This is a genomic window from Occallatibacter riparius (assembly GCF_025264625.1).
Lineage (GTDB): Bacteria > Acidobacteriota > Terriglobia > Terriglobales > Acidobacteriaceae > Telmatobacter > Telmatobacter riparius.
In genome coordinates this window covers 1,485,571-1,497,994 of the sequence record NZ_CP093313.1, presented here as the reverse complement: position 1 = coordinate 1,497,994, position 12,424 = coordinate 1,485,571, and the positions used below count along the sequence as shown (strand labels likewise).

Below are 12,424 nucleotides of genomic sequence, written 5' to 3'. Positions count from 1 at the left end.
GGAGGTCACCATGTCTCTTCGCCCCGTCAAAGAAATCCTCTCCACCAAGCCCACCCTCGAGGGTGCCGGCGTCAAACTCCAGCGCGCCTTCGGCTTCGGCAAGACCAAGGAGTTCGATCCGTTCCTCTTGCTCGACGATTTCCGGAACGAGAACCCGAGCGACTATCTCGCCGGATTCCCCTGGCACCCGCACCGCGGCATCGAGACCATCACTTACGTTCTCGCGGGCGAAGTCCAGCATGGCGACAGCCTCGGCAACAAGGGCAGCATGACTGCCGGCGACGTCCAGTGGATGACGGCCGGCAGCGGCATCCTCCACCAGGAGATGCCCAAAGGCGACGAGAAGGGTCGCATGCACGGCTTCCAGTTGTGGGCTAACCTGCCTGCTTCCTTGAAGATGACCGACCCGCGGTACCAGGACATCCCGTCTGCCGCGATCCCGGAAGTCACCGAGGATGACGGCACCAGGGCACGCATCATCTGCGGCGAGTTCTGGGGCCAGCGCGGCCCAGTCGAAGGCGTCGCTGCAGACCCCAGCTACGTCGACATCTCCGTTCCGCCCTTCAAGAAGAAGCGGATCAAGGTTGACGTCGCCCGCAATGCCTTCGCCTACGTCTTCGCCGGCGAAGGAGTCTTCCGCGACGCCAGCCAGCCGCAGGCGGTCCTCACCGAGTCAGGCGCAGACCCGAACGCCGCACCTGTCTACGACGCGAAGAACCACTCGCTTGTCCTGTTCGACCGCGGCGACGAGATCGTCGTCCAGGCCGGGCCCGACGGCATCCGCTTCCTCCTCGTGTCGGGCAAGCCGCTGGAGGAGCCAGTGGCTTGGTACGGTCCCATCGTGATGAATACACAGGCCGAACTGCACACAGCTATGAGCGAACTCCAAAGCGGCAAGTTCATCAAGCATCGCTGAGGCGCGGAGCTGAAGCACGAATACCAAAGGGCGGGTTTCCGACACCGGAAACCCGCCCTTTCAGACTACTCACGAAACTCGCGGGACGGCCAATGTAAAGTGCATGGCTTTAGCTGAAGTCATGTCCTGATACAAGGCCAATGCATCCGAGTTTTGCAGATGGTAATACATGCTACGATTCGGGCACATCAGGGAGGATGCCGAATGGAAATCCGCACCTTACGAAGCCGGCCGGGCGTGATTGTTTCCGCGGGTCTGCACGCAGCGGCGCTTTCTCTGCTGCTGGTGGGAGGAGCGCGTCTGCGGGTGCGGACGGTGCCGCCGGCGAAGGCCGACTACCTGGCGATGCTGCAGGTTGCGGGCGGGGCGCATCGGGTTTCCATTCCGTCGTTCGAATTGCCGAATACGAGCAAGGCCGAGAAGGCGGAGCACGTGAAGGATCCGCAGCCGAAGCTGATGGACCCGACACGAGCGGCGCACAAGGAGAAGGAGACTCCGTCAGCGCTGCCGCAGGAGAGCACCGGCAAAGGGACCGGCACGGCTGCGGCAGGTGACGGAGCCGATGCGCAGAACGCAACTCCGGCGTTTCCGGTGTTCAGCCCAAAGCCCCCGGTCGCCGATCGTGCGCTGCTTCCGGCGGCCGAGCAGCACATCGTCGTCGACGTGAATGTGAGCGAGGCAGGCGAGGTGACGGGCGAAACGCTGGTGAAGGGGATGGGGAATGCGCTCGACCAGATTGTGCTGGATACAGTGAAGACGTGGCGGTTCCGTCCGGCGACGGTGAATGGGAATCCGGTGGCCAGCGAGGCGGAACTGATCTTCCCGTTTAATCAGAAATATCCGGTCGCTTGAGAGGGCGGGCTGGGAGTTTTGACGGGCCGCTTCAGCGGGATCTCTGGGTTCGAGTTGGGACTGCCTTGTGGCACTATTCCGCGCCCGCAATAAAGTTGATGGCCTGCGGAGCCGATATCTAGATATGATTGGACGCACGAATCGATTAACTGGCCTGTGCAACTCCTCCTCTTGCCTGGTTGGATTGGCTGGGATTCGGCGGAGGGCCCGTGACCGAGACCGCAGGCGAGTTGACCGATTTCCCTCGCGACCCGACAGAGACGAATTTGAGGCTCTATGAGCTCTCGTGGAAGATTGCGCTTGATGGCAAGGTGATCATCGAGCTTCCTTCCGGCCGCATTCTCGACTGTAATCCCGCAGCTGAACGAATGGCAGGATTGCCGCGTGCGGCGATCGTGGGCCGACGCGTGGAAGAGCTGTTATCGCCAGAAGATGAGCCGCGGGTGTTGGAACTGCTGGGGGAGATGTCTCCTCTGCCGGAGAGGCTCAGGGATTTCCGCCTGGTGCGACCGAATGGTCAAGCGTTCGCCATCCTTGTGTCGACATCGGGCGCCCTGACGCTGGACGACGGCAGAGTGGTGAGCGTCTGCGAGTTCCAGGACCTGTCGGTTCAGAAGCACCAGGAGCATCGACTGGCTACGAAGCGATGGGCGCTTTCGGCTTATGCTGCGGCGGCCAACGCTTTGTCGGACCAACACAACCAGTCGAGCCTGTTGAGGGCGATATGCGCGGCCATCGTCACGGAGCCTGCGTATGTGTTTGCCTGGATCGGTGTGGCGGAGCATGACGCGGAGCAGACGATGCGCGTGGCTGCGGAAGCGGGACCGGGGAGCGGTCTTCTGGAGGGGCTGCGACTGACCTGGGGAGACAACGAGAGGGGCCAGGGACCAGCTTCAAAGGCGATCAGGACGGGCACGATTCAGATCGTGCCAGACACGCGGAAGATGCAGGCATCGAGTCCCTGGACGGATCGCTTCATCGATTTCGGGATCGACTCATGCATTGCGGTGCCATTTCAGGCCGAGGAGCTGCGCGGCGCTCTTGTGGTGTGCGCGGAAAATGCGGAGGCCTTTGGGCAGGTGCCGGTGGACATGTTCACGCACCTGGCCCAGCAGGTGGCGCATGGGCTGATTGCGATTCAACACGACCATTTGCTGAAAGCGGAACGGGAACATGCGTTGGCGATGGAGCGGCGGCTGAACGAAGCGATGCTGCTGATGATTGAGCCGATGTCGCTGGCGATGGAGATGCGCGATCCCTACACGGCAGGGCACCAGAACCGGGTAGCGGATATTGCCGTGGCGATTGGAGCGGAGATGGGCTGGACGGCCGACCGGCTGCGCGGGTTGCGTATTGCGGCGCTGATCCATGACATCGGGAAGATGTCGATTCCTGCGGAGATTCTGACGAAGCCGGGAAGGCTCTCGGCGACGGAGCGCGCGCTGGTGAGTGAACACTGCGAGCATGGCTATCGTGTGCTGAAGGGGATTCCCTTTCCATGGCCTGTGGCGGCCATGGTGTTACAGCACCACGAGAAGCTGGACGGGTCGGGATATCCGAATGGGCTTAAGGGCGAGACGATTCTTCCGGAGACGCGCGTGTTGACCGTGGCGGACATGCTGGAGGGGATGAGTTCGCACCGGCCGTACCGGGCGGCGCATCCGATTGAGAAAGCGCTGGAGATTCTGGAGAGCGAAGCGGGAACGGCTTTGGATGCCGAGGTGGTTGCGGTGTGCGCGCGACTTTGCGGGGAGGGGAAGCTGACGGAGTTTCTGGATCGTTGAGAGCGGAAGGGGCGATAGCAGACTGGCGAGACGCTGATGAAGGGCCTGCGAAATGTGCTGAAGGGAGCGGACGGCTTCCAGGCACGACTTAAACAGCATCAAAGAGAACTGAATAGACAGTCATTGGACTTGACGGGCAAGTGGCGCTCTACATTACGGCACTATCGATAATTTTTGGAGGTTACCCGTGTCCGCTCAACACCTGTCCCTGCGCCCACCCACCCGGAACAGAGCCGCATCGCTCCTGCTTGCCGCCGCTCTTGCGATCGTCACCTTCCTACCCGGCTTCCACACCGCCGCAGCCCAGGCGCCCGTAGCCCGGGTCTACGTTTCCTACACCCCATCGGCGGCCTCGCTCAACAAGCTCCTGGGCTACTCGGTTTCCCCGAACGGCGCCCTTGCCACCCTCCCCGGAATGCCCTACCGCGCCAACGTCGGCAGCATCGCAACCAATGGCGCATACCTTTTCGGATCGAACCTGGCGGGCCAATACGTTGCCTCCTTTCGGGTTCATTCAGACGGCTCGCTTCAATGGGTCAACTCGACTGACGTGCAAAGCCCGGACGAGACCGGGTGCGTCTACCCCAGTGACATCATCCTGGACCACGCCGGCGCCACTCTTTACCGCATGCAGTTCACGGGAGGACTCTGCGATCACTCTCATTACCAATCCTTCATGGTTGACAAGCCCACAGGTAAGCTTCTCTGGCTCGGCAAGAGCGCTGACATTTTCCTGTTCGATGAGCCTCTGAGTGTCAGCGGCAACAATCAGTTCGCCTATGCGTCCGAGTGCTTCAACTATCAGGGCGGCCCCCTCGACAACTTCTCCTGGTACGTACGCGAGTCGAGCGGGCTGCTCAACCTGGAATCGATAAGCGCTCCTGCGCCTGCAACGCATGACCCAAGCCATTTTTACTGCCGCGCCTATACCGCGGCCGACCCCACGAACCATCTGGCGGTGACCTTCACGGATACGGATTTCAACAACCCCTTCGACTCTCCGGCGGCTCAACTCGGGGTTTACACCGTGCAGCCAAGCGGTAGTCTCACCACCACCAGCACCTGGTCCAACATGCCTTCTACTGCCATAGGTACGATTGCCGGGCTGGCGATGTCGCCAGACGGCAAGCTGCTTGCGGTGAATGGGACCGCGGGTCTACAGGTCTTCCACTTCAATGGAGCCGGCCCCGTCACGGCTTTTACCGGTCCGCTGACCACCGCCAATATCGATATGGCCTACTGGGATCACAGCCAGCATCTGTTCGCGATTAGCAAGAACGCGGGGAAGCTCTACGTCTTCACGGTCACCAGCACAACGGCCGCGGCTGCACCCGGCTCTCCACACGCGATCTCCAGCCCGGCAGGTCTTATCGTCAGGCCGCTCAACTAGCGAATCACAAGGCGGACGAACGGCAATCGGAGAAGTGGACGGTTGGCGGGCGCGGGGAATTGGCATCGTGGGCAGGCGGAATGCTATGGTGAGTCCCAAATGCCGTTTGTGACCACTACGGAAGCGGGCGTGCCGATTCAGGGGCCGAGCGCGACGCTGATCTACGACGACTGGTATCCCGCGCTGCGCACCGACACGTTGCAGAAGGGCAGGCTAGCGACCGCGATGCTGCTTGATTTGCCGCTGGTGCTGGGGCGGCGGAGCGATGGCCGCATCTTTGCGATGCGAGATAGCTGTCCGCATCGAGGCATTCCGCTGAGCGAGGGATGGTTCGACGGCAAGCGCGTGACGTGCCGCTATCACGGATGGGAGTTCGAGCCGTGCAGCGGGCAATGCGAACTGATTCCCTCGCTGACATCAGTGGACAAACTGGATGCGACGCGGATCTATGCGACGGCGTATCCGTGCGAGGAGCGCGATGGGCACGCGTGGGTGTATGTGCCGGGACCGGGGCGCAAGCGCGGTGATGCCGATCGTGCGGCGCCGGAGCTGGCGAAGTTCGGGCCGCAGTATCGGACGGCGCATTTGAGCGCGGACCTGCCGTGCAATGTGGATCACGGGATCATCGGGCTGATGGATCCGGCGCATGGTCCGTTTGTGCACCAGGCGTGGTGGTGGCGTTCGCGCGCGTCCATTCGCGAGAAGACTAAAAAGTTTGAGCCGATTTTGGAGGGCTTCCGGATGAGTGCCCATGCGCCGAGCGGGAACTCCGCGCCCTACAAGCTGCTGGGCGTATATGGGCAGCCGGTGGAGACGACGATCGATTTCGTGCTGCCGAATCGGAGGACGGAGACGATTCGTTGCGGGGATAAGTGGTTTTCGTCGCTGACAACGGTGACGCCGGTGACGAGCTCGACGTGCCGGATTGATGTGATTGCGGCGTGGAACGTGTTCTATCACGTGCCGTTCGTCACTCCAGTCGCTAAGTTTTTCGGCGCGAAGTTTGTGCGGCAGGACCAGGTGACGATGATTCAGCAGGCGGAGGGGCTGAAGCACAATCCCAGCCTGATGCTGATTGACGATGCGGACAAGCCGGCGAAGTGGTATTTCGCGCTGAAGCAGGCGCGGCTGGATGGGACTGGGAAGCATCCGATGGATGGGCCGGTGGAGCTGCACTGGCGGAGCTGAGCACCTGCGGTGCGCCTGACTGCGCCTTCGCTGCCACGCGTGCGAGGTGGCGGGCTTGTTCAGGCTTTCCAAGCACGGCCGGCGCGAAACAAGAGCTTTGTTCTGCTCTATGCTGTGGCGGGCTGGGCGAGCTGGTCGCGTGCAACTGAGGCTTTCCTGCGCTGGAATTCGACGGAGAGCACCGTAATGTCGTCGGTCTGCCCGTGATTCTGAGCAGCGCCGGCGAGCGAAGCGGCAGTTGCATGCTGGCGGATGAGGTCTCGCAGACGATCGAAACCGAAGAGGTCGCCGGCGATGTTCTGAGCTTCTACGACGCCGTCAGTCATGAGCAGCAGGGCGTCCCCTTCTTTAAGTTGCCACTGCTGGGTGGTGTAGTCCGTTGAAGGAATGATGCCGAGAGGGAGACTGCCTTCCATCGCGACTTCATCTCCGTTTAGGTAAGGCGGAATATGGCCCGCATTGGCCGAGGTCACGTGGCCCGCCTCATCGATGCGCAGGGCGAGGCAGGTGGCGACTCCGCGGTTCTGCAGCCGCTGATTGAGAATGTTGAGAATCTGGGCGGGGTCGGTGGTGAACTCCGCCGCCGTTCGTACGGCGCCGATGATGAGGGCGGCCAGCATGCCGGCATGCATGCCTTTGCCTCCCACATCGCCGATCACGATGAGCGTGCTGCCATCGATCGTCTCGGTGACGACCTGGAAGAAATCGCCGCCCACTTCGAGCGCGGGGTGGTATTCGCAAAGGATGTCGAGGCCGGGCGTACGCGGCAATTGGCTGGGAATGAGATATTGCTGCACGGAGCGAGCGGAGTCGAATTCGCTGGCATAACGCTCTTCCGCGGTTTCTGCGCGCGAGAATCTTCGGAGCAGGATGGCAAGAACCGCCGCGAGGAAGAGCAGATCGCCGGCCTGGGTAACGGTGATGGTGAATGGACGCTGTATCAAGGCTAACTGGAACGCCCAGCGATGCTGCCAGTCGAGCACATAGGTGATGATCGCGATCCGCTGCAACATGGTGGCTGCGCTCTGCAGCAGGACAGGGACGAAGAGCACGCGCGCATCGAGGTAGTTGTTCCAGGCGCGGGCGGCGAGCAGCGAAAGGATCCAGATGTGCAGGGGCACGATCAGCAGCGATGTGAACAGATTCCATTGCGCTACGCCGATGCGGTCCCCGGTGTCGATGAGGCCGGTGCATGCCGGCAGAAGCACGCACGCGAGCACGAGCCAGTAGACGAGCGTGCGCCGCGGCTTGAATAGGTGCGTGAAGAACGCAAACTGGGCGGCGCTGATACCACAGACGATCAGCAGATCGCGAATCTGGTTCACAAGCCATACGGGCCACACGGTGTACCGATACGAGTACCAGATCCATCCGGCGGCCGCGGCGCAGGCGAGGATCAAGGAAAACCAGAGGTATTCGCGCTCCGAACGGCGAAGGAGAAAAAGACAAACTGCTACGAGCGCTCCTATCGATTGCAGCAGGGCGGTGAGGAATACGCCGGAGTCCTCCCAGTGCAGTGCTGCCAGCATCATCGTGTGCTGCCGGGCGGCGGATTCAGAGTCGCCGATGTAGGAGCCCGACTCCGACGGGCCGCCACCGAAGTAGCGCGACCACGGAGGCCACTGCCACACGCGTATGGCGATGAGGAGATTGCGCGATTGCGTCGCGGCGGGCGGCAGGTTGTAGAGCCGCGCCGCGTGGGTTGAGAAGGCCTTCGGGCGCGGAGGCATGTCGCCGAATCGCCCGGCTAACTGGCCGTTTGCATACACTTCGTAGCTGGTGAAAATGTGCGGAAGGATGAGGGAGACGGGGCCCTGCTGCGGCGGGAGTGATACGTGGATTCGATACCAGCCCATTCCGCTATAGCGGTTGAATCCTTGTGCGGACCAATCGTGGCTGGAGTCGAGGAGCGACCAGCGCGAGTCATCGAACTGCGCCTGGGCAAACTGTGGGTTGTCGCCGGCCTGGAAGCGCCATTGGCCTTCGAGGGACAGCAGCCAATGCGGACCCCGCGAAGGGTCGAAGGATTGGGCGTGCAGCAAGCCGCAGGCTGCTGCCACCAGGACGCACAGCAGGATTCGCGTTCTCATGGAATTGTCGCACCCATGGTACTGCGAATGAGCCCGGGCGGGTAGTAAATCGGGTGGCGATCAGGGAAGCTGGGCAGGACTCAGGCCCAGGATCAGATTGGTGCGTTGCATGGTGACGGAAGCCGGAGGCTGGTCCTGCCGATCGCCGGAGAAACGCGAGTATGCGGCGGGAGCGCCTTCTTTACCAAGCTGCACGAATTCTACGGACTCGACGCGATCCGGAATGCGCGCTCCGAACCAATGCGGATCTTCGCGCTGAGCCCACGTCACCAGGGCGACGACGGCGCCTTCGCGATAGGGGAGATGCGGAGCGGAGTTGTTGGCCATGCCGGATGCGTGGATCGCATCGATCGCGGCCGCATTGCCGAAGAGAGTGGCCATGGCACGCGTGCTGGGATCGACGTACATGGTGATGGGCTGCCAGGAGAGCGGCTGATAAGGCAGCGATGGAGGAAGCGCAGCCGCATGGTTGTTGACGATTTCAGCACGCCCGATCTGGGCGGACGTGAATGGCAGCGTATATACGTAGTCATCGCCACGCACGGGAAGATGGCAGCCTGTGCACTCATTCAGGAAACGAGCATCTTTGCCGTAGGGCTTGAGATCGAGGCCGACCCATCGCGCCCATCCCCAGCCGTCGGTGTTCTTGAACTGCCGCGAGTCCTTAATCATGAACTCGACCTGAATGAACTTGCCCGGGTGAATCAGGCTGTCGGAGCCGAGAGTCTGTTGCCATGCGACCTTGGCAAAGCGAGTGCCGTCTGGCCAGGGGGAGATGTTGCCGGACTGGGCGGCGCGCATAGCGATGTCGTTGCCGAGAATGAAGCGGAGCGTGTTGTTATCGCCGCGGTCGCTGAAGCTGATGGGCTTCCAAGTTATGAAGCTGGGATCGAATGGAATTCCGTTCAGCGCCGGTTTCACTGCTGCGAGCGATGCGAGAGCGGTAGATGGTTGTGCGCTTGAGGCGTGAGCGGCATCGGAGGGCGCAGGAGGTGGTGTCTTCCATGGAGCGAGATATGCCTTGAGGGTGGCGAGATCCTGATCGGTGACCTTCGCCGCGGGATGCGCGGCCGTGAAGCGCGGCAGCGGCATGGCGCCCAATTGGATGAAGTTAGCTGCTTCAAAGAGCGCGCCTCGTTGCGCGGCTGGAGACTTTTCGCCGAGCGTGGAGAAGTTCAGGTGCTCTCGCGCCGTGAGCACGTCATAGCGCACCAGCCAGTATGCGGGTGCGATCTGATCGAACCAGGCGAGGCGGCGTTCGTCGGAGTGGCAACTGTAGCAGCTCTTCTGCAGGATTCTGCGCACTTCAGGCGGCGCCTGAACCTCTGCACGAGGCGCCGCGGAGGGTATGGATGGGCGCACGCATTGAATCGCGAGGAACGCAGCGACTGCTGCAAGCGCAACTTTGCCCGTTGTCTTCACCTGGATCTCCTGGGGAACTATCTAACCGAGAGTTGGAACAATTAGAGATAGCGAGAATGAGATGCGCGAGCACTGCCCACGGCTGCGCTTTTATCTCGTCAAGATTGGAGTTTCGCGCGTGATGGCACCCGTGTCTAAGCAGAAATACTTATGCGGTGTAAGGAAAGCTGATGGCACCTTTGTGCCGGCTTGGAGCGGCAACAGCAGAGTGCCTTCGAGTGTAAGCGCAGACAAGTACAACAGCGAAAAGACAAGTGCAACAGCGTCGCAGTGCACTTAGTCGCCGGTGGTGACTACGGACAGGTCGATGACTTTGATGGCGGCGGTGTCGATGTTAAGCAGGCGGCCGAGCTCGGCGAAATCGCGATCCCATAGCGGGCGGTCTTCAGGGGCGAGCGAAGTGAGGGCATAGCTGGAGCTGCGCATGATCTCGTACCAGACGTTCTGCGCCTGCCATAGATTCAGCTCGAAGGGCAATTCGACGAGGGCGCGCACGAGCGTGACAGCGCGGTCGAGCATTTCGCGCGAGCCGGAGGACATTTGCAGCTCGACCATGGCCAGCTTCATGCGCTGATCGGCGAGATAGGACAGTGTTGGGGTTTCGAACTGCACGCCGTCAGCCTTTGCAAGTTTGAGATACGAGCGCATCAGAGCGAGATCGATGGGATCGCCGTCGAGTGCGCGGCGCAGTCCGGCGTTGACGGCGAAGCCTGCGGCCAGGGCAAGTGCGGGAGGTTTCGGCAGCCCGGCCTGCGACAGATAGTGCAGCAGGCTGGCGTGATCTTCGTAAATGCTGGTGAGGGATTTTTCGATATCCCAGAGCGTTGAATTGAGAATGACGCGCACGATGCGGCGCTGGTCGTCAGTGAACAGCGATGTAAGCGAGTAGTCGACGTGGCCGTAGTAGCGGTCGAGAATTCGAATCACATCGGGGAAGTCGGCGCGCAGAACCTGTTCGGCGACCTCTTTCTTGAAGGCTTCAAAGCTTGTTGCGTCGGCACTGCTGTAGGGCTTGACCGCGGCTGTGATGTTCTGGTCGCCGAAGTGGAGCACGGCGAAGCTGAAGCTTTTTTGTTCGCCGGTAATGATGCTGGAGATGGTGGCGCGGCCGAGGGCGAGGCGTCCGCGGCCGGATGTGTGGATGTCGTAGGAGTCGCGGCGCACCTTGTAGCAGTAGAGGTCCGTCTCTTCAGCAAACGACGAGAAGATGGAGCTGATCGCATAGTGCGCAGCTACTTGTTCGAGGCCCAGCTGCAGGGATGCCACTTTCTTGTGATAGAGCTGCGCGCCGTCGCCGGCGTTCGCGTCGTTTGATTTTGCTTCGGCGAGATGGGCGAGAAAGGCGGATTCGAGGACGGCCGCATCGTTGCCGAAGACGCATTGTGCAAGCTGCAGCACACGCGCGGCATAGGCGATGATCTGCACAGTCTCGATGCCCGAGATGTCGTCGAAGAACCAGGCACAGCTTGTGTACATGAGCTGCGTGTGGCGCTGCATTTCCATCAGCTCGAGTGCGCGCACGCGTTCGTCGGCGGTGAGGCGATGGTGGCGATGCTCGCGCAGGAACTGCTCGACGGTTTCTTCGGTGCGATCGAGGACTACTCCGATGTAGGCATCACGCGCGGCCCACACATCATTGAAGAGCTTGTTGCCTTCACGCTCGGTGAGGGGGATGAGCGCGTCACGCAAGTCGTCGAGGCCCTTGCGCAGAGGCGTGCGCCACTCCTGCGTCCAACCGGGCTTGCCGCCGTTGCAGCCGCAGTTGGAGCGCCAGCGCTCGATTCCGTGCGCGCAACTCCATGAGGTGTTGTCGACGATTTCGCACTCATTCTCGGGCGGAAACTGCGCGAGAAAGCTGCCGTAGTTGATGAGTTTGACGTTCTTGTCTTCTTCGAGGAGGCGTAGCGTATAGGCCAGGGCCATCTCGCCATGCCTGTGATGATGGCCGTAGGATTCGCCGTCTGTGGCTACGTGCGCGAGCTGCGCATCGGGCGTGTCCTTGAATCCGTCCTTCAGGCGCGCGGCGAAGTTTTCACCGGAGTTGAGCAATCCTTCAAAGGCGATGGCGCGCGATCGGGGTCCGTCGTAGAAGAAGACAGCCATGGAGAGGCCGTTATCGAAACTGATGCGATAGGGGCGGGTGGTGTCGACGGAGGCGTGCGGCGTGTCGGTCCATTCGCTGTCGGTAGTCTTGAGCGAGCGGATGCGTTTGCACTGGTGCGGCGCGAGCACGGTGAACTTGATGCCGTGCGCGGCGAGCAGTTCGAGCGTTTCTGTGTCGGCTGCGGTCTCGGCCAGCCACATGCCTTCAGGCGGAATGCCGTAGTGGAACTGGTAGTCGGCGATGCCCCAGCGGATCTGCGTCATGCGATCGCGCAAATTGGCGAGCGGCATGATGATGTGGTTGTAGCCCTGTGCCATGGCAGAGCTGTGGCCCTTGAAATTCTTGCGGCTGCGCTTCTCGCCGTCGAGGATCATGCGGTAAGTGCGGTGCGCATTTTCCTGCAGCCAGCTCAGGAGCGTGGGACCGAAATTGAAGCTGATGCGCGCGTAGTTGTTGACGATGCGCGTGATCTTGTTCTTAACATTGACGATGCGCGCGGCGCCGTTGGTGGCATAACACTCGGCGCAGATGCGCTCGTTCCAGTCGTGATAGGGGGCGGCCGAGTCCTGGGTTTCCACGGCTTCGAGCCACGGGTTCTCGCGGGGCGGCTGATAAAAGTGGCCGTGAATGCAGACAAAGCGGCGGGGTGCGGGCATAAGAGCGTCTCCGCGCTGGGGC

The 12,424-nt window shown here is 61.5% G+C and carries 8 protein-coding genes; 5 read left to right on the top strand and 3 right to left on the bottom strand.

The features are described from left to right. Positions 1-10 precede the first annotated feature (10 nt). From MOP44_RS05900 to MOP44_RS05880, 5 genes are all read left to right on the top strand, one after another. Positions 11-916: a pirin family protein gene (locus tag MOP44_RS05900; RefSeq protein WP_260795006.1), complete on the top strand. Its 906-nt coding sequence runs from the start codon at positions 11-13 to the stop codon at positions 914-916. A gap of 204 nt (positions 917-1,120) precedes the next feature. After that, positions 1,121-1,768 carry a TonB family protein gene (locus MOP44_RS05895; protein WP_260795005.1) on the top strand — a complete coding sequence of 216 codons (648 nt, stop codon included), beginning with the start codon at positions 1,121-1,123 and terminating at the stop codon, positions 1,766-1,768. 209 nt (positions 1,769-1,977) lie between these two features. Beyond that, a complete protein-coding gene (locus MOP44_RS05890) occupies positions 1,978-3,552 on the top strand; it encodes an HD domain-containing phosphohydrolase (RefSeq protein WP_260795004.1) in 1,575 nt (524 codons plus the stop codon). A gap of 187 nt (positions 3,553-3,739) precedes the next feature. Further along, positions 3,740-4,942, top strand: coding sequence for a hypothetical protein (locus MOP44_RS05885; protein ID WP_260795003.1), 1,203 nt, complete (start codon positions 3,740-3,742; stop codon positions 4,940-4,942). Positions 4,943-5,041: 99 nt separating this feature from the next. Next, positions 5,042-6,130 carry an aromatic ring-hydroxylating dioxygenase subunit alpha gene (locus MOP44_RS05880; RefSeq protein ID WP_260795001.1) on the top strand — a complete coding sequence of 363 codons (1,089 nt, stop codon included), beginning with the start codon at positions 5,042-5,044 and terminating at the stop codon, positions 6,128-6,130. A gap of 107 nt (positions 6,131-6,237) precedes the next feature. Here the strand turns inward: MOP44_RS05880 and MOP44_RS05875 are convergent, their stop codons facing one another. The 3 genes from MOP44_RS05875 to MOP44_RS05865 all read right to left on the bottom strand — a co-directional run bounded on the left by MOP44_RS05875 (position 6,238) and on the right by MOP44_RS05865 (position 12,402). Beyond that, positions 6,238-8,220: a PP2C family protein-serine/threonine phosphatase gene (locus tag MOP44_RS05875; protein ID WP_260794999.1), complete on the bottom strand. Its 1,983-nt coding sequence runs from the start codon at positions 8,218-8,220 to the stop codon at positions 6,238-6,240. A 60-nt stretch (positions 8,221-8,280) separates the two neighbouring features. Beyond that, a complete protein-coding gene (locus MOP44_RS05870) occupies positions 8,281-9,642 on the bottom strand; it encodes a cytochrome P460 family protein (RefSeq protein WP_260794997.1) in 1,362 nt (453 codons plus the stop codon). 276 nt (positions 9,643-9,918) lie between these two features. After that, the gene (locus MOP44_RS05865; RefSeq protein WP_260794996.1) at positions 9,919-12,402 is read right to left on the bottom strand and encodes a DUF3536 domain-containing protein; all 2,484 of its coding nucleotides are present in this window, start codon (positions 12,400-12,402) and stop codon (positions 9,919-9,921) included. Positions 12,403-12,424 lie beyond the last annotated feature (22 nt).

What these genes read in the sequence shown, in the direction of transcription:
- MOP44_RS05900 (WP_260795006.1), top strand. Translation starts at nt 11, where the DNA reads ATGTCTCTTCGCCCCGTCAAAGAAATCCTCTCCACCAAGCCCACCCTC.
- MOP44_RS05895 (WP_260795005.1), top strand. Translation starts at nt 1,121, where the DNA reads ATGGAAATCCGCACCTTACGAAGCCGGCCGGGCGTGATTGTTTCCGCG.
- MOP44_RS05880 (WP_260795001.1), top strand. Translation starts at nt 5,042, where the DNA reads ATGCCGTTTGTGACCACTACGGAAGCGGGCGTGCCGATTCAGGGGCCG.
- MOP44_RS05875 (WP_260794999.1), bottom strand. Translation starts at nt 8,220, where the DNA reads ATGAGAACGCGAATCCTGCTGTGCGTCCTGGTGGCAGCAGCCTGCGGC.
- MOP44_RS05865 (WP_260794996.1), bottom strand. Translation starts at nt 12,402, where the DNA reads ATGCCCGCACCCCGCCGCTTTGTCTGCATTCACGGCCACTTTTATCAG.